This window comes from Streptomyces sp. NPDC029151, assembly GCF_055564315.1.
Genome location: NZ_JBVHWQ010000012.1, coordinates 155434 through 178489 on the forward strand (window position 1 = coordinate 155434; position 23056 = coordinate 178489).

Here is a 23056-nt window from a genome sequence, read left to right on the forward strand (position 1 = left end):
CGGCTTCGTCACCTCCGGCCCCCTCACCCCCACGACCGCCCCCCGTTGTCAGTGCACACCCTCACAATGGATTCCGTGAGGCGGAGTGTGACGGAAGGGCGGCGTGACCCGTGAGCGTGTGGGACGACCTCGTCGGGCAGGAGAAGGTGAGCGCGGTGCTCGACGCCGCCGCGCGGGACGCCGACGCCCTCGTCACGGCCGCCGCCGCGGACGAACCGCTGCCCGAGGCGTCGAAGATGACGCACGCGTGGCTGTTCACGGGCCCGCCCGGCGCGGGCCGGAACCAGGCGGCGCGGGCCTTCGCCGCCGCCCTGCAGTGCGTGAGCCCCGACCGCGCGCTCGGCGGCACCCCCGGCTGCGGCTTCTGCGACGGCTGCCACACCGCGCTGCTCGGCACCCACGCGGACGTCACGACGGTCGCGGCGGTCGGCGCCGAGATCCTGGTCAAGGACATGCGGGACACGGTCCGCAAGTCCTTCACCTCCCCGGCGAACGGCCGCTGGCAGATCATCCTGGTCGAGGACGCCGAGCGGCTGAACGAGAAGTCGGCCAACGCCGTCCTCAAGGCGGTGGAGGAGCCCGCACCCCGTACGGTCTGGCTGCTGTGCGCCCCGTCCATCGAGGACGTCCTGCCGACCATCCGCTCCCGCTGCCGCCACCTCAACCTGCGCACCCCGTCCGTCGAGGCGGTCGCCGACATGCTCGTACGGCGTGACGGCATCGAGCCCGAGGTCGCCACCTCGGTCGCCCGCGCCACCCAGGGTCATGTCGACCGGGCCCGCCGCCTGGCCACCGACCCGGCGGCCCGCGAGCGCCGTGCCGCCGTGCTGAAGCTGCCGCTGCGGCTGGACGAGGTCGGCGCCTGCCTCAGGGCCGCCCAGGAACTGGTCGACGCGGCCGCAGAGGACGCCAAGCAACTCGCGGAGGAGGTGGACGGCAAGGAGACCGAGGAGCTGAAGGCGGCGCTCGGCGCGGCCCAGGGCGGCCGGATGCCGCGCGGCACGGCGGGGGTGATGAAGGACCTGGAGGACATGCAGAAGCGCCGTAGAACCCGTACGCAGCGCGACAGCCTGGACATCGCGCTCGGCGACCTCACGGCCTTCTACCGCGACGTCCTCGCCCTGCAGCTCGGCACGCGCGTCGCGATCGCGAACGCCGACGCCGAGGACGCCCTGGAGAGGCTGGCCCGCGCCAGCACCCCGGAGTCCACGCTGCGCCGCATCGAGTCGATCGCCGCGTGCCGCGACGCCCTGGACCGGAACGTGGCGCCGCTGCTGGCGGTGGAGGCGATGACGATGGCCCTGCGAGCGGGGTGAGGCGCCCCCACGCACCGTCCCGTCCCCGGGGCACCTCCCTCGACGCACCCGGCCCGTCCTCCGCGCCCCGGCCGTCCCTCCCTCCCCGCACCACCCGCCCCTGCCCGGCCCCGCAGCTCGTCAGCGCCGTCCCTCGTACGGGCGACGAAGACCCGGCGTCCTCCCGCGTCCTCCGTACGAGCCATAATCACCACGCAGCGCACTCACCACATCGCTCAGGGTTACGCTCGTGCGATGCAGACCAGGCCAACCCCCCGTCCGCCCCGTCGGCACCGCAGCACCCGCACCGGCACCGGCACGGGCACCCGTACGGGCATCCGCACCCTGCCCCGGCCGGTGATCCGTCTGGCGACCGGTTTCCTGGCGGCCGCCGCCCTGCTGGTGACGGGCTGTTCCCCCGGGACCTCGACGGCATCGGCGGGCGAGCCCGTGGAGGCGGCGCTCGCCGCGCTGCCGCGTTCGACGCCGTCGGCGCTGACGTCGTACTACGCCCAGCGGCTGCGGTGGCGCGACTGCGGTGCCCCCGGATTCCAGTGCGCGACGATGAAGGCCCCGCTGGACTACGACAAGCCCGACGCGGGGGACATCCGGCTCGCCGTAGCCCGCAAGAAGGCCACCGGCAAGGGCGAGCCACTCGGCTCGCTGCTGGTGAACCCGGGCGGTCCGGGCGGTTCGGCGGTCCAGTACCTGCAGCAGTACGCCGGCGTCGGCTACCCGCAGGAGGTCCGCGCCCGCTACGACATGGTGGCGATGGACCCTCGGGGCGTCGCCCGCAGCGAGCCCGTCGAATGCCTCGGCGGACGGCAGATGGACGCGTACACGGAGACGGACCAGACCCCCGACGACCAGAAGGAACGGGACGCCCTGGTCGCGGCCGACCGGAAGTTCGCGGAGAGCTGCGGGGCCCGCTCGGCACGGCTGCTGCGGCACGTCTCCACCGTCGAGGCGGCACGCGACATGGACATTCTGCGGGCGGTGCTCGGCGACCGGAAACTGAACTACGTCGGGGCGTCGTACGGCACCTTCCTCGGGGCGACGTACGCCGGACTGTTCCCCGGGCGGGTCGGCCGGATGGTGCTGGACGGGGCGATGGATCCGTCCCTGGACGCGCGCAGGCTGAACCTGGACCAGACGGCGGGCTTCGAAACGGCGTTCCGGGCCTTCGCGAAGGACTGCGTACGGCACGCCGACTGCCCCCTCGGCGGGAGGGGGACGACGCCCGCGCAGGCCGGCGCGCACCTGGATGCGTTCTTCCGCAAGCTGGACGCCCACCCCGTCCCGGCGGGCGACCCGGACGGCCGCAAGCTGGGGGAGGCGCTGGCCACCACCGGGGTGATCGCGTCGATGTACGACGAGGGGTCCTGGGGGCAACTGCGCGAGGCGCTGGCCTCGGCGATGAAGGAGAACGACGGCGCCGGTCTGCTGGCCCTCTCCGACAGCTACTACGAACGGGACGCGGACGGCCGCTACAGCAATCTGATGATGGCCAACGCCGCCGTGAACTGCCTGGATTTGCCGCCGGCCTTCACCGGCCCGGAGAACGTCCAAAAGGCCCTCCCCGAGTTCGAGAAGGCGTCTCCGGTCTTCGGCCGGGGCCTGGCCTGGGCCACGCTGACCTGCGCGTACTGGCCGGTGCGGGCGACGGGTGAGCCGCACCGCATCGAGGCGAAGGGAGCGGCACCGATCGTGGTGGTCGGCACGGTCCGCGACCCCGCGACCCCGTACCGCTGGGCCCGCGCCCTGGCCGCCCAGCTCTCCTCCGGCCGCCTCCTGACCTACGACGGCGACGGTCACACGGCGTACGGCCGGGGCAGCGCCTGCATCGACAGGGCGATCGACACCTACCTCCTCCACGGCACCCCGCCCTCCCCCGGGAAGCGCTGCTCATAGCCCCTGCCCCGGCCCCGGAGCCCTCCGCTCCGGGGCCGGTTCTGAGCACCCCCGGAAACTGTGTAGACTTACCGACGTTGCCGATCGCACCATGGTGCGGGCAGCGCGCCGCTTTAGCTCAGATGGCCAGAGCAACGCACTCGTAATGCGTAGGTCTCGGGTTCGAATCCCGAAAGCGGCTCCACTGAAGCCCAGCCCAGACATTGTCTGAGCTGGGCTTTCTCGTTCAGCGGACGCGACGGCGGCGCCGCGTGCGGGTCGCACGACTGTCCGTGGTCCCGGTATGTCCCGTACGAATGTGCTCGCATGGTGAACCCGCGGACCCGAGGCAACATCTTGGTGAACAGCGGGCATCGCGCGGTCGGCGCGTGGTGTCTTCGCCGGCCGGATGGGGTGAGGGACGTGGTGGAGCCGAGGATCGCGGTCGCGGTGGTGACCATGGGCAACCGGCCCGCCGAGGTCGACGCCCTGCTGGAGTCCGTGGCCAAGCAGGACCTCGCCCCCACCCGGATCGTGATCGTCGGCAACGGCTGCCGGCTGCCCGAGTTCGCCCGCCGGCTCTCCCTGCCCGGCGAGGTCACCACCATCGACGTGGAGGAGAACCTCGGCTGCCCGGGGGGCCGGAACGTCGCGCTCGCCCGGCTGCGGGAGTTCGGGGACGTCGACGTCGTCGTGGAGCTGGACGACGACGGGCTGCTCGTGGACGCCGATGTGCTGCGGCGCGTACGGGACCTGTACGCCGCCGATCCACGCCTCGGGATCGTCGGCTTCCGCATCGCCGACGAGCACGGCGAGACCCAGCAGCGGCACGTGCCCCGCGTGGGCAGGTCCGACCCGATGCGCGGCAGTTACGTCACCGGCTTCCTCGGCGGCGGGCACGCCCTGCGGACGGCGATGCTCGCCGAAATCGGGGACTGGCCCGCCGAGTTCTTCTTCGCCCACGAGGAGACCGACCTCGCCTGGCGGGCCGCCGATGCGGGGTGGAAGATCCTTTACGCTCCCGAGCTGCTCCTGCGGCACCCCAAGACCTCCCCGGCCCGCCACGCCATCTACTACCGGGTCAACGCCCGCAACCGCGTCTGGCTTGTCCGGCGCCGGCTGCCGCTGCCGCTCATCCCGGTGCACCTGGGGCTGTGGACGCTCCTCACCCTCGCCCGCACCCGCTCACTCCCGGGGCTCAAGGCGTGGTTCGGCGGATTCGCCGAGGGGTTGCGGGAACCGGCCGGTGAGCGGCGGCCGATGCGCTGGCGGACGGTCTGGCGGCTGACCCGGCTGGGGCGCCCGCCGGTGATCTGAGCCGCGCGGCGGCGTGCCGTGGCCGAGGGTGGAGAGAGGGGAGAACGGGACGGGGCCCCGGTCGTTCACCTCCGCCGGCCGGGGCCCTGATCGTCCCCGGACCCAGCCTGCGGCGACACTCCCCCGAGTTACGCGTCGTACGCGCGCGCCGTCGGGCCAGATCCGATGGGATGATCACATCAGGATTCGCCAACGGATCGCTAACATGTGGCCAACGGTTCGTCGGCGAGCAGCGGAGCGGTTGGCCGGAAGTCGTCCGGCGGCATCGCCAAGAGCCCGTCCGGACCGGTGAATTCCGGGGTCGGCCGGCGGCCGGCCGGCCGGCGGAAAGTGGCGGGAAACCGCCCAGGACAGGCGGATTTCCGCCAGGCGACGGTGGGCACCCGCCCACCGCGGAGCGCGGCCGGCCCCGGCCGCGCGGGAAGGCAGTGGAGCGGCGTGATGCGGCGGTGCGAGCTGCGCTTCGGACTGCTGGGACCGCCGGTCCTCTACGGCCGACCGTCGTACGAGATCTCGTACGACCCCTCCGCGGGAACCGCCGACGACACCGGACGCGCCTCCACAGGGACCGCCGGCGACACCGCGGGCACCTCCGCACCGAGTTCCGGTCACGCCGGAGGCACCTCCTGCCAGGGGCCCCGCGGGAGCGCCGACGACAGCCCCGATCACGGTCTCCGGGCCATCGGAAGCCCCAAGGTCCGCGCCCTGCTCGCCAGCCTCCTGCTGGAGCCCGGCCGAGTCGTGTCGGTCCAGGCCCTGAAGGACGCGCTGTGGGGCGGCGCACCGCCCGTCTCCGCGCAGGCCTCCCTGCACAACCACGTCACCCGGTTGCGCCGGCTCCTGGACGACCCCGAGCGGCTCAAGGCCGTACCGCCGGGCTACGTCCTGCGGGTCGACCACGGGGAGCTGGACGTGCACGTCTTCGACGCCCGGGTCGCCGAGGCGCGGTCCGCGCACGCCCGGCGCGACTGGGCGGGCGTCGCGCGGGCCTGTGCCGACGCGCTCGCGCTCTGGCGCGGCACCCCGCTCAGCGGGCTCCCCACCGACATCGGCGGCTACGCCCTGGTGCAACGCCTGGAGGAGGCCCGGCTGCTCCTGCTGGAGTGGCGGTACGACGCCGAACTCGCCTTCGGCGGCGCCCGCCTGGCCGCGCTCACTCCCGAACTGGCCGCGCTGGTCGCGGAGTATCCGCTGCGCGAGGCGTACCACCGTCAGCTGATGCTCGCCCTGCACCGCACCGGCCGCCAGGCCGAGGCCCTCGCCGTCCACCGCGACCTGCGCGCCCGCCTGGTGGAGGAGCTCGGCATCGAACCCGGCCCGGCGGTCCGCGAGGCCCATGTCGAGGTGCTGCGGGACAGCGGCGCGGGCCGGTGGGACGAGGAGTACGGCACTGCGGATCCGGCCGGTCGGGAGGAGGGGTACGGCACTGCGGACCCGGCCGACCGGGACGGCCGGGCGCGGCAGCGGCAGGGCGCACGGCCGGGCCGGGGCCGACAGCCGCGGCAGGACGAGCGGTCGCGGCAGGACGAGCGGTCATGGCCGGACGGGCAGCGCCAACGGAACGGGCAACCGCAGCAGGGCGCCGGCCTCCCCGCCGGCGCCGCGGGGGGTGCCGCCGCCACCGGTGACCCCACGTCCCCGGAGACGCCCGCACCCTCAGCGTCACCTGCGTCCCCCACTCCCCCCGAGGCCGCCGCGTTCCCCGGGACCTCCGTCTCCCCGGCGGCCCCCGCCCCTGCTCCGGACCCTGACCAGCCGACCGCGCACCAGCCCCCTCGCCCGGCCCAGCTTCCGGCTCCCCCCGCCCACTTCACCGGCCGTGCCGACGTACGCCGGGAGCTGTGGCGGGCGCTGACCGAGCCGGCTGCTCCGGCCCCTGCCGTCGCGGTGATCAGCGGTATGGCCGGCGTCGGCAAGAGCGCGTTGGCCCTGCATGTGGCGCATGAGACGAGGGAACGTTTCACCGACGGCCAGCTCTACGTCAACCTGCACGGCGCCACCCCCGGCATGACCCCGCTCAGCGCGACGCAGGCGCTCGCCGCGCTGCTGCGCGACCTGGGTGTCGAGCCGCGCACCATCCCGGAACACCCGGATGCCGCCGCCGCGTTGCTCCGCTCGCTGCTGGCGCCCGCCCGCGTGCTGCTGGTGCTGGACGACGCGGCGAACGCGGCCCAGGTGCGGCCCCTGCTGCCGGCCGGTCCCGGCTGCGCGGTGATCGTCACCAGCCGCTCCCCCCTCACCGCGCTCGACGGCGCCCGGCGCTTCCCGCTCTCCCCGCTGACCGGCGAGGACAGCGCGGCTCTGCTGCGCGCGGTGAGCGGGCGCGCGGGGCTGCACCCCGGCCACCCGCTGGTCGAGCTGACCGGCCGGCTTCCGCTGGCCCTGCGCGTGGTCGCCGCCCGGCTGGCTGCCCGCCGCGCCCTCACCCCGGACGTCCTCGCCGGACAACTCGCCGAGACCGGCGGCCGGTTGCGTCACCTGGAGTACGACGACCTGAGCGTCCGACGCTCCCTGGCCGTTGCCCATGACGCGCTCGCCGCCGCGGAGCGCGAGGCCGACCGGGACGCGGCCCTCGCGCTGCGCCACATCGGCGCGCTCGACCTGCCGACCTACGGCGCCCCGCTGATCGCCCGCCTCACCGGCACCGACGAGCGCCGCGCCGAGGCCGCCCTGGACCGCCTGGTCGACGTCGCCCTCCTTGAGGAGACGGCGTACGGCCGCTACGCACCGCACGACCTGGTCCGCGACTTCGCCCGCGAACTGGCGGACGCGCAGGGCCCCAAGGACGCGCAGGGCCTCGAAGGCGCGCAGGGCCTCAAGGACGCCAAGGTCACCGAGGACGACCAGGGCATCGGGGACGCGGCGAACCCCGAAAACCTGGAGCACACCGAGAACCGCGCCCACCCCTCGGGCGCCGGGAGTGCCGGTGGTTCACGGACGGCCACGGATCCGGCCGGCCCGCCGGGAGCTCCGGGCTCGCCCGACGTGACCGCCCTGCGCTGGTACGCCGCCGTGGCCGAGCGGGTGCTGGACGCGATCGTGGAGCCCGGGCTCGATCAGGACGACCGGCGGCAGCCGACCGAGGCGCAGCCGGAGGGGCACGCGGCGGACGTGGCCGCGCTGGCGCCCTTCGAGTCGGCCGAGGAGGCCTTCGCCTGGGGTGAGATGGAGCTGGAGAACGTCGTCGCGCTGGTGGAACGGAACGCGGAGACCGGCGACCCGCGCACGGCCGCGGCCCTCTCGGCGCTCGTACGGCTGCTGTTCCCCTATGTGCAGCGCAGCGGCCGGGTCGCGGAGATGGAGGTGCTGGGGCGGGCCGCGCTCGGTGCGGCGCGGCGGCTCGGGGACCCGGCGGCCGAGGCCTACGCCCTCGGTGACCTGGCGGGTCTGCAGTTCCTGAACGGCCGGCAGAAAGACGCCCTCGCCCTCACCGACCAGGCCCTGCGGATCTGGGAGCGGCTGGGCAGGACCTCCCGGATACGGCGCTGCCTGAACAACCGCGGGCTGCTGCTGGAGGGGCTCGGCCGGTTCGAGGAGTCGGGGGAGGCACTGCGGCAGAGCCTCGCCTACTCGCGGCTGCTCAACGACCCCTACGGCGAGGCTGTCACCCGCAGCCACCTGGGCAACCTCTACGAACACACCGACCCGCGCGCCGCCATCGAGCAGCACCGGCGCTCGCTGGCCATCGGTGACGCGATCGGCGCGGTCATCGTGCAGCACTCGGCGCACTGCAACATCGGCTACGCCCATCTCACCCTCGGCGAACCGGACGCGGCCGCCCGGCACTTCGAGGAGAGCCTGCGCATCCTGGGCGGCCACGGCGACTGGCACGGCGAGTCCCAGACCCGGCTCGGCCTGGTCCGCGCGCTGCGGCAGCTGGGGGAGACCGACCGGGCGGCCGGCGAGTGCGCCGAGCTGCTGCGCCGGGCCGACGCCCGTGCCGACCGCTACATGGGCGGGCTGGCCCTGCACCAGCACGGTCTGCTGCTGCGCGAACAGGGGCGGCGGACGGAGGCGTACGACGCCTGGCGCGCGGCCCGCGAGGCGCTGGGCGGCACGGACGAGCAGGCGGTGCTGGCCGAGCTCCTGGAGCTTCTGGAAGGCTGACCTGGCCTCGCGGAACAGCTCACTTGGCGTCGGCATAGCACTCCACCACCGCCGTCGTGAACGGGAACCGCACCGGTGTGTCGCCGAAGGTCAGGCGGCCGGCCAGGGCGGCGGCGTCGCGGATGGCCCGGACGACGGCGTCGGCCTCCTCGGCGGGGCAGTGCACGATCACCTCGTCGTGCTGGAAGAAGACCAGCTCGGCCGCCATGTCCCACAGCGACCGGCGCAGCGCGGCGAGCAGCAGCAGGGCCCAGTCGGCGGCACTGCCCTGCACCACGAAGTTGCGGGCGAACCGGCCGCGCGCGCGGGCGTTCGTGGAGGCGTACCCCGGGACCCAGGCGGCCTGGTCCTCCCGCCCCTCCTCACCGGCCGTGTCGATCGGGATGCCCGCCTCCTCCGCCGCGTCCCCGCCCGCCCCGGCGGCCGGCGGACAGGTGCGGCCCAGCCAGGTGCGCACCAGCCGGCCCTCCTCGCCCGCGCGGGCCGCCTCGTCGACGTAGGCGACGGCCCGGGGGAAGCGGCGGCGGAGCGCGGCGAGGTTCTTCAGGCCGTCGCCGGAGGTCTGGCCGTAGACCGCGCCGAGCACGGCGATCTTGGCCTGGTTCCGGTCGCCGGAGAAGGCGTGGTCGGAGACGGACTGGTAGAGGTCGCTGTCGCGTCCGGCCACCTCCATCAGGCCGGGGTCGCGGGAGATCGCGGCGAGCACCCGCGGCTCCATCTGGTCGGCGTCGGCCACCACCAGCCGCCAGCCGGGGTCGGCCACCACGGCCCGGCGGATCACCTTGGGGATCTGCAGGGCGCCCCCGCCGTTCGTCACCCAGCGTCCGGTGACCGTGCCGCCGGCGAGGAACTCGGGGCGGAACCGGCCGTCACGCACCCAGTCCTGCAGCCAGGACCAGCCGTGCGCCACCCAGATGCGGTACAGCTTCTTGTACTCCAGCAGCGGTTCGACGGCCGGGTGGTCGACGGACCGGATCTCCCAGCGGCGGGTGGACTTCACCTTGATGCCGGCCTGCGCGAAGGCCTTGATCACATCGGCGGGCAGATCGGGCCGCACCCGGCGGCCGAAGGCCGTGGACACCTCCTCGGCCAGCTCGGCGAGGCGGCGCGGCTCGCCCCCGCCGGCATACCGCTCGCCGAGCAGACCGAGCAGCAGCTCCCGGTGGACCTCGGCACTCCACGGCAGACCCGCGCGGTTCATCTCGGCGGCCACCAGCATCCCCGCCGACTCGGCGGCGGTGAGCAGCCGCATCCGGTCGGGGTGGGCGGCCTTCTCGTGCCGCTTCATCTGCTCGGCGTAGACCGCGAGCAGGTCCGGCAGGGGCAGCCGGGTGCCCGCGGGTTCGAACAGCGGGGACTGCGCTCCCGGTTCGGCCGCGCGCTGCGGCGGGTCGGGCGGTACGGGGCCGCCGCGGAGGCGGGCCAGGGCGGCGGCGGCCGAGCGTGGCTCGCCGTGCCGTCCCTCGTGGCCCAGCAGGAGTGTCTCGGCGTCCTCGATGTCGTAGCACCGCTCCACTCGCACCCCCGTGGCGAGCAGTCGCGGATAGACCTCGGGGGTCGACCGCCACACCCAGCGCGTCACCTCCGGGCGGCTCCGCACCGCCTCGGCGGGATCGCTCTCCCGCCGCACCGGCCCGGCGGGCAGCCCGTCCGGGCCGAGGGGGGCGACGTCCACGCCTCCGTCCTCGGCCGGTGCGAGTGCCCACCGGTCGGTCATGAGTGCGAGTGTGGCAGGGGGGTCTGACAAACGCTGTGACCTGCGGACTCGGGCCGTGCCAGGCGTGTCCGGGCGTCGGGGCCGCACGGACCTCCGCGGCCGCTGTGGCCTCAGGGGCCGCCTCCTACTCCTCCCGGCCCCTTAGGCGCCTCCGGCCCTCTCAGCCCTCCCCGCCCTCCCCGCCTTCATCGGTCTCCGGCTTCTTCTGCTCCAGCAGCAGTGACAGCACCTTGGCGACGTACTCCTCGGTGCCCGTCTTGGTGATGCCGAGGCCGCTGAGGACACCCTGGCCGTTCTCGTGCTCCAGCAGGGCGAGCAGGAGGTGCTCGGTGCCGATGTGGTGGTGGCCGAGTCGGAGGGCCTCCCGGAAGGTGAGTTCCAGGACCTTCTTGGCCCCGGGGCCGTAGGGGACGAGGTCGGGGACGTCGTCCGCCGCGGGCGGGAGCGCGGCTGCGGCGGCCTGGCGTACGGCGTCCGGCGGGACGCCCTGCGCGGTGATCGCCTTCGCGGCCAGGCCTTCCGGCTCGGCCAGCAGCCCCAGGATCAGGTGCTCGGGCCGGCCCTCCGCGTTGCGGGCGGCCAGCGCCTCGTTGTGCGCGGCCATGACCACGTTCCGCGCGCGGGGGGTGTAGCGGCTGAAGCCCTGGCTGGGATCGAGGTCGGCGGACTCCTTGGGCACGAACCGCTTCTGCGCCGCCTGCCGGGTCACGCCCATGCTTCGCCCGATGTCGGTCCAGGACGCGCCCGAACGGCGGGCCTGGTCGACGAAGTGCCCGATCAGGTGGTCGGCCACGTCACCGAGGTGATCGGCGGCGATGACCGCGTCCTGGAGCTGGTCGAGGGGTTCCTGGTGCACCTTCTTGATCGCCTCGATGAGGTCGTCGAGGCGAACGGATGCCGTGATGTTCGGTTGGGTCGCCATACTGTCAACCGTAGGTTGCATACACGCGAGCGTCAACCGATGGTTGACATTCCTTTCCGTCGTTCGCGGGAGGCGGCTGTCCACAGGCTGTGGACGGGCATCTCCCGGTGTCGGCCGTCCGTGGCACGATCGACGGCGTGACCAGTACCGCCAGCACCGTCGAACAGGCCTTCCGGGCCGCCCTCTACGACGACACCGACACCGGCCTCGACACGGGAGCCTCCCTGCTCGCCGCCGACCCGGCCGCCGACGCCGAACTCGCGCGTCGCGGGGAGGACTTCGTGGCGACGGCCTGGCAGCGCGGCTGGCAGCCCGCCGACGTCGTACGGCTGGTGCGGCGGGAACTGGACGAGGCGCACGTCGGCCTGGCCGCCGAGCTGATCCGCGCGCAGGCCGGACGGGACCGCCCGCGCGGGCACCGCTGGACCGGCCAGCTGGCCGCGCTGCCGGACGGCCCGGACCGCACCGCCGACCGCTTCTCGCACGCCACGGCCGTCCTGCAGCTGTACCGCCTGCTGCTGCGGCTGCCCGCCCTGGAGCCCCTGGAGGAGGAGCCCCGCCGTGTCCCCGGCCCGGGTGCCTCCCGCATGCTCACCCGCATCCGCGCGCTGCTCGCCAAGGCCGAGGCGACCGGCTACCCGGAGGAGGCCGAGGCGCTCACCGCCAAGGCGCAGGAACTGATGGCCCGGCACAGCGTCGACGAGGCGCTGCTCGCGGCCGGGGCGCCCGCGCCGGACGCCCCCGGCGCCTGCCGCATCGGCGTGGAGCCACCGTACGAACAGGCAAAGGCGGTCCTGCTGGACGCGGTGGCCACCGCGAACCACTGCCGCGCGGTGTGGAACGAACCGTTCGGCTTCTCCACGGTCGTCGGCTTCGAGGCGGACCTGGAGGCGGTCGAACTGCTCTACACCTCGCTGCTGGTGCAGGCCACGCACGCGATGACCAAGGCGGAGGCGGCCCAGCGGGCCGGCGGGCGGAAGCGGACCAAGACCTTCCGGCAGTCGTTCCTCGCGGCCTACGCGCACCGGGTGGGCGATCGGCTCGCGGCCGCCGCCGAGACCCAGGTGACCCAGGACCTGCTGCCGGTACTGGCCACGCGCGAGACAGCCGTCACCGGCCGCCTGGAGCGCATGTTCCCGGAGACCACCACGACCCGGCTCCGCGGGGTGAGCGACGCGGCCGGCTGGACCGAGGGCGCCCGCGCGGCGGACCGGGCCCAGGTCCGAGCCCGCCGACGGCTGGAGTGAACGTGCGTGCCCGGTGTGCGGGTTCCTACCCATAGTGAGACCACCGGCCCCGGGGTTCGCGAGCCGGTGCGGCGCCCTTGGGCCCGGGCTTCGGGAGCCGGAGCGGTGCCCTTGGCTTCGGGCTTCGGGCTTCGGGAGCCGGAGCGGTGCCCCTGGTCCCGGGCGTCTGGAGCCGGAGCGGTGCCCCTGGTCCCAGGCGTCTGGAGCCAGAGCGACGCCCTTGGGCCAGGGCGTCTGGAGCCGGAGCGGAGCCCTTGGCCCCGGGGGTTTGGGAGCCGGAGCGGAGCCCTTGTCCCCGGGCTTCCGGAGCCGGAGCGCCGCCCCTGGCCCCAGGCGTCTGGAGCCGGAGCGGTGCCCCTGGTCCCAGGCGTCTGGAGCCGGAGCGGAGCCCTTGGCCCCGGGGGTTTGGGAGCCGGAGCGGAGCCCTTGTCCCCAGGCTTCCGGAGCCGGAGCGCCGCCCCTGGCCCCAGGCGTCTGGAGCCGGAGCGCCGCCCCTGGCCCCAGGCGTCTGGAGCCGGAGCGCCGCCCCTGGTCCCAGGCGTCTGGAGCCGGAGCGGAGCTCTTGGTCCCCGGGGTTCGGGAGCCGGAGCGCCGCCCCTGGCCCCAGGCTTCCGGAGCCGGAGCGGCGCCCCCGGCCCCAGGCACCTGGAGCCGGAGCGGTGCCGGAGCGAGGCCACCACCCCCCGGAGTCGGAGCGCGCCCGCCCAGCCCAGGCCTCCTGAGTTCGTCCCGCGCCCACCCAGCCCAGGCCCCCGAATTCGTCCCGCGCCCACCCAGCCCAGGCCCCTGAGTTCGTCCCGCGCCCACTCAGCCCAGGCCCCCGAGCTCGTCCCGCGCCCACCCAACCCAGGCTCCCCAGAGCTCGTCCCGCGCCCACCCAGCCCGGGCTCCCCAGAGCTCGTCCCGCCCCCACCCCGCCCGCGCAGCCCCAGTGAGCCGACCCGCCGTCCGGAGCCGGAGCCGGAGCCGTGGTGACACCGGCCGGTCCGGAGCCGGAGCCGTGGTGGCACCGGCCGACCAGTCCGCGGTTCAGTCGCCGACCTGCTGGAACGCGCTCACGGAGGCGTCCGGTCCGCTGCCGTCGGACTTGCCGGCGACCGGGCCGTACTTCCAAGGGAAGGTGCGGGCGGTGTCCGTGCCGGGCAGGGTGATCTTCACGGTCTTCGCGGCGAGGGAGGTCTTGGCACCGTCCGCGCCGCGCACGTAGCTGATGGAGAAGGACGCGGAGTCGCCCTTGGCCAGCTTCAGCTTCTGGGCCTTCGCGCCCTTGAGCGCGGGCACCGCGGTGTTGCCGGCGCCGTCGCCCAGCACGACCTGTGGGAAATGGTCCAGGGTGCAGGAGGTGCTCTGGTTGGTGATGCTGACCGGGATCTCGCCGGTGTCCCCGGCGGCCGGGGCCACGCTCGCCGAGCCGATCTGCACGGAGACGCCGCCGATCTCGCAGGCGGAACCGCTCTTGCCGTTCTTGTCACCGCCGCCGCCGTCGCAGGCGGTCAGCAGCAGGGCGGCGGCGAGGGCGGTGACGGTGAGCGGAATGGCGCGCATGAGCAGGTTCCCATCGAGATAGTGACGGTCTCCTCGCATCATGGCCCCTGCACCCGGGGCGCGATCACGCGCCCCGGCCCGATTCACCGCTTCAGGGGCGCCATCACCGCTTCGGGGGGCGCCATCACCACCTCGGGGGCGCCTTCACCGCCGAGGGGCGCTTCACTGCTTCACGGGCGCCGTCGGCAGTCCCGAAGGCAGCTTGCCGCCCTCCGCCTTGGTGTACGTCTCCTGGCCGGCCTTGCCCGACCAGGTCACCTTCAGCGTCGTACCGTCCACCGAGTCGACCATGCCGGTGGTCCGGTCCTTGCTGCCGTCGGGGCAGGTCAGGTGGATCATCCGCATGCCGTTCTCGGCGCCCGCGGTCCCGCTGCACACGGTCCCGCCGGTGGCGAAGACCCCGGCCTGCTTCCCGTTGACCACCAGGGCCACGATCTTGCCGCCGCCGGTGGTGATCCAGCTGCCCTGGAGGTCGGCGGACGCGCCGGTGACCCCCGGCGAGGCCGTACCCGGGGAAGAGCCGGACGAGGCCGGCGTACCGCCCCTGTCCCCGGACCCGGTACCCCCGGACCCGTCGTCCCCGGAACCACCGCTGCACGCCGTCAGCGCCAGCGCCAGCACCCCCGCCAGTCCCGCGGCCGAGACCGCGCCCCGCACCCTCGCAGCAGTCGCACCTGTCACCGGAAAAGCTCCCTCCGCGGTAGCTGCCGGCCGCCCTCGTCGACGGCCCGCAGCGCAAGCTACCAGCTGGTTACCGGGCGTCCTCGGCGGAGTTGCCAGGAGTCCTCGACGGACCGCCGGACTCCGGGCCGACGTCACCGGTGGTCCTGCTCACGCAACCCCGCCCGGAACAGGCGGCTCCGGTCGGCCGGCGGTACCGGATGGCCTCCGTCCCGCGTCCGGGCGCCCGCTTCCCGGGCGTCGTAGAGACGGGGGCACCGGCCTACGACATCGAGCGGACGCTGTCCCTCCGCCGGACGGACCGCGATCCGGCCGGTCCCGCCGACAGGACCGTCACCCGGACCCTGGAACACGAAGGGCGCCGTACGCGTCTCTTCCTAGTGCACGAGGGGTTCGGTCCGGACGATCCGGTCCGACGGCAGCGCGAGACCATGGGCGGGGCCGGAGCGGACATGTCCTGCCTGCTCCGGGGCAGGCGCGGAACGGTTCGGTAAAGCGGACGTCAAGACTGTAACCGCGGCACCACTCCTCGTGCACGTGCATCTGCTCATGCACCAGCACGTGAACAGAGCTATGATCCGGGTCAGTTGACCAGAGCATCTATGGCCTCACCAGCCAGTGCACCACCGGGGAGCGACCTGTGGACCGCGACGTCGACGGCGTGTACGGGGGGTACGACGTGTACAACGGCATGGCTGCCACGCAGCTGAACGGAGTGGCCTGGCAGAAGAGCAGGCACAGCAACTCACAGGGTTCCTGCGTGGAGTTCGCGCGGCTGCCGGGCGGCGACGTCGCCGTCCGCAACTCGCGCTTCCCGGACGGGCCGGCGCTCGTCTACACGCGCGCGGAGATCGAGGCGATGCTGCTCGGCATCAAGGACGGCGAGTTCGACCATCTGATAGCGAGCTGACGCGGGCACCTCGTCCACGCGACGTCCCTGGCAACGATGTCGCGCGGGCGGATGCCCGCACAGGTATATGCACGTGAAAAGTGGACGCGCGTAGACACGACGCGTCCACGGGTGCCGTACCGGATCAGCCGGCCGCCTTCAGCCGGAACAGCGCCCAGACCACCTTGCCGTCGAGCGCGCCCGCGAGCGGGTGCCAGCCCCAGCTGTCCGCGAAGGAGTCCACCAGGAACAGCCCGCGGCCCGACTCGGCGGAGAAGTCGTCCGAGTCGCGCGGGACCGGGGTCTCGTGGCTCGGATCGCGTACCGCGCACACCAGCCGCTCGCTCCAGCGCATCAGGTGCAGCCGCACGCACGGCTGGTGCGGCTCGGTACGGCAGGGAGCGGAAGGCACCGCGTGCCGCAGGGCGTTGGTGACGAGTTCGGAGACGACGAGGCAGATGTCGTCGAAGCGGTCGCCGACGTCCCACTGGTCGAGGGTGGTCCGGGTGAAGCGCCGGGCCTCGCGCACCGCCTCGAAGCGGGCCGGCAGGGCGCAGGAGGCGGCATCGGACACGGCCGCGGGATCCAGCGGCGGAAGGCCCTGCCGTAACGGCTTGAGCATGGTCGATCCATTCGTCCCCATGCGAGGCACTCCCGGGAATTCGCGGTCGTTGCGATGCAGCGGTGGCGCGGCACCATGGTTTCGGAAGCGCAGAGCAGATGCAAGGGCAGATGCACGTGCACGCGACCGAAATGGCACTGCCCGTACCGCTTCTTGGCCATTTTTTCTGCCATCTTCCCCAGGGATCCTCCAGAGGTCCGGACCTCTCACCGGTCGGGATCCGGCAGAAACGGCCGGGGTCTTTCCGTTTCCGTAACCGTGCGAGTACTGCTCGGAGTGTTTTAGTGGCAGACTTCGGCCCCTGAAGACGGTTGGGGAGGCTGGCGAACGTGAGCGCGGGAGAGCCCGGATCGGTGGTGCGGCGGATGCTGCTCGGCTCGCAACTCAGGCGACTGCGTGAAGCACGGGGGATCACGCGGGAGAAGGCGGGATACTCGATCCGCGCCTCCGAGTCGAAGATCAGCCGGATGGAGCTGGGCCGGGTGAGCTTCAAGACCAGAGACGTGGAGGACCTGCTCACCCTCTACGGCATCACCGACGACGCGGAGCGCGAGTCGCTGCTCTCCCTCGCCCGGGAGGCCAACGTGGCGGGCTGGTGGCACAGTTACACCGACGTCCTGCCCAGCTGGTTCCCCACCTATGTGGGTCTGGAGGGCGCCGCCGCGCTGATCCGCGCCTACGAGGTGCAGTTCGTGCACGGCCTCCTCCAGACCGAGGAGTACGCCCGCGCGGTGGTCCGGCGCGGCATGAAGGGCGCGAGCACCGCCGACGTCGAACGCCGGGTCGCCCTGCGCCTGGAGCGGCAGAAGTACCTGCTCGCCGACAACGCCCCCGAGTTCCACATCGTCCTGGACGAGGCCGCCCTGCGCCGCCCCTACGGCGACCGCGAGGTGATGCGCGGCCAGCTCCAGCACCTGATCGACATCTCCGAGCGGCCCAACGTGCGCCTCCAGGTCATGCCGTTCAGCTTCGGCGGGCACTCCGGCGAGAGCGGCGCCTTCACCATCCTCAGCTTCCCCGAGTCCGACCTGTCCGACGTGGTCTACCTGGAGCAGCTGACCAGCGCCCTCTACCTGGACAAACGCGAGGACGTCGCCCAGTACGAGCAGGCCCTGAAGGAGCTGCAGCAGGACAGCCCCGGGCCCGACGAGAGCCGGGACCTGCTGCGCGGCCTGCTGCAACTGTCCTGACCCGCTCCAACTCCCTTTACCAGCAAGTAGGATGACGTGCGCTCAGGCATGCACGGATCTGGTGTCCGCTAGCGATTGAGGGATCACATGTCGTCCTACTTCACCGACCTGGCCCAGCAGTACATCGACGGCGAGTGGCGCCCGGGCACCGGCTCGTGGGACGTCATCGACTTCAACCCCTACGACGACGAGAAGCTGGCCTCCATCACGGTGGCCACGGTCGACGAGGTCGACCAGGCCTACCGGGCCGCCGCCCGTGCCCAGGAGAAGTGGGCCGAGACCAACCCCTACGCCCGGCGCGCGGTCTTCGAGCGGGCGCTCCGGCTGATCGAGGACCGTGAGCAGGAGATAGCCGACCTGATCATCGCCGAGCTGGGCGGCACCCGTGTGAAGGCCGGTTTCGAGCTGCACCTCGCCAAGGAGTTCCTGCGCGAGTCGGTCCACCTCGCGCTGCGCCCCGAGGGCAGGATCCTGCCGTCCCCGACCGAGGGCAAGGAGAACCGCGTCTACCGGGTGCCGGTCGGCGTGGTGGGCGTGATCAGCCCCTTCAACTTCCCCTTCCTGCTCTCCCTGAAGTCGGTCGCGCCGGCCCTGGCGCTCGGCAACGCCGTGGTGCTCAAGCCGCACCAGAACACCCCGATCGCCGGCGGCACCCTGCTCGCGAAGATCTTCGAGGAGGCCGGGCTGCCCGGCGGCCTGCTCAACGTGGTCGTCACCGACATCGCCGAGATCGGTGACGCCTTCCTCGAGCACCCGGTCCCGAAGGTCATCTCCTTCACCGGCTCCGACAAGGTCGGCCGGCACGTCGCCACCGTCTGCGCCCGGCACTTCAAGCGCGCGGTCCTGGAACTGGGCGGCAACAGCGCGCTGGTGGTGCTGGACGACGCCGACCTCGACTACGCGGTGGACGCGGCCGTCTTCAGCCGGTTCGTGCACCAGGGCCAGGTCTGCATGGCCGCCAACCGGGTCCTCGTGGACGGTTCCGTCGCCGACGAGTTCACCGAGAAGTTCGTCGCCAAGGTGAAGACCCTCAAGGTGGGCGACCCGCGCGACCCGGAGACCGTGATCGGACCGGTGATCAACGCCGCGCAGGCGAACGCGGTCTCCGGCACCGTCGAGCAGGCCCTCGCCGAGGGCGCCACGGCCCTGGTGCGCGGCGGCCGGACCAACAACCTGGTCGCGCCGACCGTGCTCACCGGCGTCCCCGCGGACTCCGCACTGCTCCGGCAGGAGGTCTTCGGCCCGGTCGTCTTCCTCGTCCCGTTCGACGGCGAGGAGGAGGCGGTCCGGATCGTCAACGACACCCCGTACGGCCTCAGCGGCGCCGTGCACACGGCTGACATCGAGCGGGGCGTGGCCTTCGCCAAGCGGATCGACACCGGCATGTTCCACGTGAACGACGGCACCGTCCACGACGAGCCGATCGTGCCCTTCGGCGGCGAGAAGCACTCCGGCCTCGGCCGCCTCAACGGCGAGACGACGCTGGAGGCGTTCACCACCGTCAAGTGGATCTCGGTGCAGCACGGTCGCAGCGGATTCCCGTTCTAGCCGGACCTTCTCCGGTGACCGGGGCCATTGAGGACAATATCTGTCCTCAATGGCCCGTAGTGTCTTCGGTGTCGGGGAAACGCCCCCCGGCGGCCCGGTCCCACGAAAGGCGGCACGACATGGTCACGCACGTTCCGGCGGAGGCGACGGGCGACGAGCGCGGTGCACTGCTGGCGTTCGTCGAGGAACAGCGCGGCGGGATCCGCCGGGCCCTGCTCGGACTGACAGAGGAGCAGGCCCGTACCCGCCCCAGCGCCAGCGAACTGTCCCTGGGCGGTCTGCTCAAGCACGTCGTCGAGGTCGAGCAGGGCTGGCTGGCCCGGGCGAAGCAGGAGCCGCCGAAGGTGGTCCGGGACGAGTCGAACTGGCACGAGACCTTCCGGCTGGTCGGGGACGAGACGGTCGCCTCGCAGCTGGCGTACTGGGAGCAGGTGGCCGCCGAGACGGAGAGGTTCATCCGCTCCGCGCCCAGCCTGGACGACACCTTCCCGCTGCCGCCCGACCCGTGGTTCCCGCCGGAGGGCCGCGTCTCGCTGCGCTGGCTGTGCCTGCACCTGATCCGCGAGTTCGCCCGGCACGCCGGCCACGCCGACATCGTCCGCGAGTCCCTGGACGGCAGGACCGCGTTCGAACTGGTGGCACTGGAGCAGGGGCGGTAGCCGTACGGCCCTACCCTGGACGGCATGTCAGCGATCCGTCTCCTCGTGCTGGGCGCGGTGCGCCGGCACGGGCGGGCCCACGGTTACCAGGTCCGGGGCGACCTGGAGTACTGGGGGGCGCACGAGTGGTCCCACGCCAAGCCGGGCTCGATCTACCACGCCCTGAAGCAGATGGCGAGGCAGGGACTGCTGCACGCGCACGAGATCGCGCCCTCCACGGCGGGCGGGCCGCCGCGCACCGAGTACGAACTCACCGACAAGGGCACCGCCGAGTACTTCGCCCTGCTGCGGGACGCGCTGGTCGGCTACGACCAGCGCGGCGACGTGAAGACGGCGGCCGTCGGCTTCATGGTGGACCTGCCGAGGGCCGAGGCGGTGGCCCTGCTGAAGGAGCGGATGCGGCGGATCGCCGCGTGGCGGTCCTCGGTCACCGAGCACTACATCCCCGAGGGCGGTCCGGAACAGCTGGGCCACATCGGCGAGATCATGAACATGTGGGTCCACACGGCCGACTCCGAGGCCGAGTGGACCCGCGGGCTCGTCGAACGCGTCGAGAACGGCGCCCACACCTTCGCCGGCGAGGGCGACCCGTTCGCCGGCCTGCTCGCCGAGGACGCGGCGCCCCAGGGGTCCCGACCGGATCAGGACGGACCCGGACCCGGCCGCCGGAACCCCTAGTGGTGGAACCCGGTCGCCGCGCCCCGGTCCCGGGTCAGCGGCCCCGGTTGCCGGCGCAGCTCCGGCAGCAGACGGGTCAGGCCGTCCACGAACAGGTCGGCCAGGTCGTGGGAGAAGCCGTTGCGGCACACGATCCGCAGCGCGGACAGGTCCTCGCGGTGGGCCGGGAAGGTGTAGGCGGGCACCAGCCAGCCGCCCTCGCGCAGCCGCCGGGAGACGTCGAAGACGTCGTACGACGTGACGTCGTCGGCCGTGGTCAGGGCGAACACCGGCAGCTGGTCGCCGCGGGTGAGCAGCCGGAAGTCGCCGAGTGCCTCGATCCGGGAGGCGAGCGAGGTCGCCACGTCCCGCGCCGCCCGCTGCACCGCCCGGTAGCCCTCGCGGCCGAGCCGCAGGAACGTGTAGTACTGCGCCACCACCTGGGCGCCGGGCCGGGAGAAGTTCAGCGCGAAGGTCGGCATCTCCCCGCCCAGGTAGTTCACCCGGAAGACGAGCTCCTGCGGCAGCGCCTCCTGGTCCCGCCACAGCGCCCAGCCGACGCCCGGGTAGACCAGCCCGTACTTGTGGCCGGAGGTGTTGATCGACGCCACCCGCGGCAGCCGGAAGTCCCACACCAGGTCCTCGTCCAGGAAAGGCGCCACCATCCCGCCGGACGCGCCGTCCACGTGCACCGGGATGTCGAGGCCGGTGCGCTCCTGGAGGGCGTCCAGGGCCGCGCACAGGTCGGCGACCGGCTCGTAGGAGCCGTCGAACGTCGAGCCGAGGATGCCGACGACCCCGATGGTGTTCTCGTCGCACAGTTCCACGGCGGCCTGCGGGTCGATGTGGAACCGCTCGCCCTCCATGGGGACCAGCCGGGCCTCCACCTCCCAGAAGGCGCAGAACTTCTCCCAGCAGACCTGGACGTTGATCCCCATCACCAGATTGGGCCGCGCCCCCGGATACCGGTCGGCGTTCCGCTTCGCCCAGCGCCGCTTCAGGGCCATTCCGGCGAGCATGCACGCCTCGCTCGACCCGGTGGTGGAACAGCCCACGGCGGCCGACGGGTCCGGCGCGTTCCACAGGTCGGCGAGCATCGCCACGCAGCGGCGCTCCAGCTCGGCCGTGCGCGGGTACTCGTCCTTGTCGATCATGTTCTTGTCCCGGCACTCGCCCATCAGCACCCCGGCCTGGGGCTCCATCCAGGTGGTGACGAAGGTGGCCAGGTTCAGCCGGGAGTTGCCGTCCAGCATCAGTTCGTCGTGCACCAGCTGGTACGCCGTGGCCGGGGGCAGCGGGGCGTCCGGGAGCCGGTGGGTGGGCGGGGCCTCGGTCATGCCGCCGACGGGGTCCGCCTCCCCGAAGAACGGGTTGACCGACACCGTCCGCGCCTCGTCGCGCTCGGGACCTTGGTGCAGGGCCATGGGATGTGCCTTTCGAAGGGGTCAGTGGACCGGGGTGCCGTCCGCCCGCAGCTGCATCTGCGGGCGGCCCGTCACCAGCAGCCAGGCGGGCAGCGAGGCCATGCACAGCAGGGCGATGACCGCCGGGGAGGCGACCAGCACGGCGGCGGTGAAAAGGCTCACCCAGCCCTGCCGGGTGACCGCCAGGAGCATGCCGAGGACGGCCGTGGCGACGCCCACCGAGGGGTGCACGGCCGGGACGAGCGCGTGGGCGGCGAGGCCCAGCGCGGTGCCGACGAAGACGGCGGGGAAGATCCGGCCGCCCCGGAAGCCGCAGGACGCGGCAACGAGCAGCGCGGCCAGCTTCACCACCGCCATCGTCACGAACTGCCCCGCCGACCAGCCCTGCGGGTCACGGGCCAGCTCCCCGACCTCGGACAGCCCCTTGAACAGCGTCAGACGACCGCCCAGCGCCGCCAGGGCCGCCAGGACCAGCCCGCCGGCCGGGAGCATCAGCATCGGGTGCCGCAGCCGCCGGAAGGCCGCGTGGACGTGGGGGAAGGCGTACACGGCGCACAGACCGAGCACCGCGGCCGCCGAGGCGATCACCAGCGCGGCCAGGACGTCACCCGCGCGCGGGTGGCCCATGGGCGGCAGGCCCAGGTCGAAGGTCGGACGGGCCACCAGGGTCGTCGTGACGGCCCCGCACGCGCCGGCGGTCAGCGGGGCGAACAGGTTGTCCCACAGCCGCCCCCGTACGGGCCGTCCCACCAGCGCCTCGGAGATGACCAGCGCCGCCGCCACCGGCGTGCCGAACAGCGCGCCGATCGTCGCCGCCTCCGCCAGCACCGGCCACAGGGTGCCCGGCGTCCGGGGCAGGAAGCGCCCGCCGAGCCAGGCCGCGAGGCCCACGTTCACGGCGATGACCGGGTTCTCCGGGCCGAGGCTCGGGCCGCCGGCCAGCATCAGCCCGGCGGCCAGCACCAGGCCCGGCAGCACCGCCGGCGGCAGGACCCGGGCGTCCATTCCCATGGTGGCGGGATCGGGTCCGGCGTGCCCGGGCACCTTCCAGACCACCAGCCCCACGACGACACCGGTGGCCGTGAGCATGATGAACATCCACGGCACCGAGTACGGGCCCATCCCGAGCGCGTGGGGCAGCGGCCCCCACAGGACTCGCTGGAGCCGCTCCCCCGCCGTGCTCACCCCGACGAAGACCAGGCTCGCGGCCACGCCCACGACGGCGGCGGGCAGGATGAACGGCAGCAGAGCCCGCGCCGGGGCGGTCGGAGCGCTCGGGGGTGCCTGCGTCGTCTCCTGGGCCACTGGCTCACCATAAGCGGACGAAACGCATGCAACATCCCGAA

17 protein-coding genes and 1 tRNA gene are annotated in these 23056 nt (G+C 73.3%); 11 read left to right on the forward strand and 7 right to left on the reverse strand.

Annotation, left to right across the window (positions count from 1 at the left end; genetic code table 11):
* Positions 1-110: 110 nt before the first annotated feature.
* The 5 genes from ACZ4VF_RS33735 (at position 111) to ACZ4VF_RS33755 (ending at position 8609) form a co-directional block, all read left to right on the forward strand.
* Complete coding sequence (locus ACZ4VF_RS33735) at positions 111-1316, forward strand: DNA polymerase III subunit delta' (protein ID WP_467930782.1); 1206 nt, start codon at positions 111-113, stop codon at positions 1314-1316.
* Positions 1317-1550: 234 nt separating this feature from the next.
* On the forward strand, positions 1551-3206 hold the full coding sequence (locus ACZ4VF_RS33740; RefSeq protein WP_467930784.1) for an alpha/beta hydrolase: 1656 nt from the start codon (positions 1551-1553) through the stop codon (positions 3204-3206).
* Between the two features lie 107 nt (positions 3207-3313).
* Positions 3314-3390, forward strand: a tRNA-Thr gene (locus tag ACZ4VF_RS33745).
* Between the two features lie 218 nt (positions 3391-3608).
* Positions 3609-4502, forward strand: a complete 894-nt coding sequence (locus ACZ4VF_RS33750; protein ID WP_467930785.1) for a glycosyltransferase family 2 protein — start codon at positions 3609-3611, stop codon at positions 4500-4502.
* 441 nt (positions 4503-4943) lie between these two features.
* Positions 4944-8609, forward strand: coding sequence for an AfsR/SARP family transcriptional regulator (locus ACZ4VF_RS33755; RefSeq protein ID WP_467930786.1), 3666 nt, complete (start codon positions 4944-4946; stop codon positions 8607-8609).
* Between the two features lie 19 nt (positions 8610-8628).
* On the opposite strand, the gene ACZ4VF_RS33760 is transcribed toward ACZ4VF_RS33755, so the two are convergent.
* On the reverse strand, positions 8629-10326 hold the full coding sequence (locus ACZ4VF_RS33760) for a bifunctional 3'-5' exonuclease/DNA polymerase (protein ID WP_467930788.1): 1698 nt from the start codon (positions 10324-10326) through the stop codon (positions 8629-8631).
* 160 nt (positions 10327-10486) lie between these two features.
* Entirely contained in the window at positions 10487-11248 is a 762-nt protein-coding gene (locus ACZ4VF_RS33765; RefSeq protein WP_467930789.1) for a Clp protease N-terminal domain-containing protein, read from the reverse strand.
* A gap of 137 nt (positions 11249-11385) precedes the next feature.
* On the opposite strand from ACZ4VF_RS33765, the gene ACZ4VF_RS33770 reads away from it, so the two are divergent.
* Positions 11386-12495, forward strand: coding sequence for a DUF2786 domain-containing protein (locus ACZ4VF_RS33770; RefSeq protein ID WP_467930790.1), 1110 nt, complete (start codon positions 11386-11388; stop codon positions 12493-12495).
* Positions 12496-13524: 1029 nt separating this feature from the next.
* On the opposite strand, the gene ACZ4VF_RS33775 is transcribed toward ACZ4VF_RS33770, so the two are convergent.
* Positions 13525-14040, reverse strand: a complete 516-nt coding sequence (locus tag ACZ4VF_RS33775) for a DUF4232 domain-containing protein (protein ID WP_467930791.1) — start codon at positions 14038-14040, stop codon at positions 13525-13527.
* A 162-nt stretch (positions 14041-14202) separates the two neighbouring features.
* Positions 14203-14721 (reverse strand): hypothetical protein, encoded by a 519-nt coding sequence (locus ACZ4VF_RS33780; RefSeq protein WP_467930793.1) that lies wholly within the window; start codon positions 14719-14721, stop codon positions 14203-14205.
* Positions 14722-15361: 640 nt separating this feature from the next.
* Here ACZ4VF_RS33780 and ACZ4VF_RS33785 point away from each other — a divergent pair.
* Complete coding sequence (locus tag ACZ4VF_RS33785) at positions 15362-15631, forward strand: DUF397 domain-containing protein (protein ID WP_467930794.1); 270 nt, start codon at positions 15362-15364, stop codon at positions 15629-15631.
* A gap of 124 nt (positions 15632-15755) precedes the next feature.
* On the opposite strand, the gene ACZ4VF_RS33790 is transcribed toward ACZ4VF_RS33785, so the two are convergent.
* On the reverse strand, positions 15756-16253 hold the full coding sequence (locus ACZ4VF_RS33790) for an ATP-binding protein (RefSeq protein WP_467930795.1): 498 nt from the start codon (positions 16251-16253) through the stop codon (positions 15756-15758).
* 344 nt (positions 16254-16597) lie between these two features.
* Between ACZ4VF_RS33790 and ACZ4VF_RS33795 the strand changes: the two genes are divergently transcribed.
* The 4 genes from ACZ4VF_RS33795 (at position 16598) to ACZ4VF_RS33810 (ending at position 20307) form a co-directional block, all read left to right on the forward strand.
* The gene (locus ACZ4VF_RS33795) at positions 16598-17422 is read left to right on the forward strand and encodes a helix-turn-helix domain-containing protein (protein ID WP_467930883.1); all 825 of its coding nucleotides are present in this window, start codon (positions 16598-16600) and stop codon (positions 17420-17422) included.
* Between the two features lie 87 nt (positions 17423-17509).
* Positions 17510-18970, forward strand: a complete 1461-nt coding sequence (locus tag ACZ4VF_RS33800; protein WP_467930796.1) for an aldehyde dehydrogenase family protein — start codon at positions 17510-17512, stop codon at positions 18968-18970.
* Between the two features lie 119 nt (positions 18971-19089).
* The gene (locus tag ACZ4VF_RS33805; RefSeq protein WP_467930798.1) at positions 19090-19629 is read left to right on the forward strand and encodes a DinB family protein; all 540 of its coding nucleotides are present in this window, start codon (positions 19090-19092) and stop codon (positions 19627-19629) included.
* A gap of 24 nt (positions 19630-19653) precedes the next feature.
* On the forward strand, positions 19654-20307 hold the full coding sequence (locus tag ACZ4VF_RS33810; RefSeq protein ID WP_467930799.1) for a PadR family transcriptional regulator: 654 nt from the start codon (positions 19654-19656) through the stop codon (positions 20305-20307).
* On the opposite strand, the gene ACZ4VF_RS33815 is transcribed toward ACZ4VF_RS33810, so the two are convergent.
* Positions 20304-21710, reverse strand: a complete 1407-nt coding sequence (locus tag ACZ4VF_RS33815) for a glutamate decarboxylase (RefSeq protein WP_467930800.1) — start codon at positions 21708-21710, stop codon at positions 20304-20306. The genes ACZ4VF_RS33810 and ACZ4VF_RS33815 overlap by 4 nt on opposite strands.
* A gap of 21 nt (positions 21711-21731) precedes the next feature.
* Positions 21732-23015: an ion channel protein gene (locus tag ACZ4VF_RS33820; RefSeq protein WP_467930802.1), complete on the reverse strand. Its 1284-nt coding sequence runs from the start codon at positions 23013-23015 to the stop codon at positions 21732-21734.
* Positions 23016-23056: the final 41 nt, after the last annotated feature.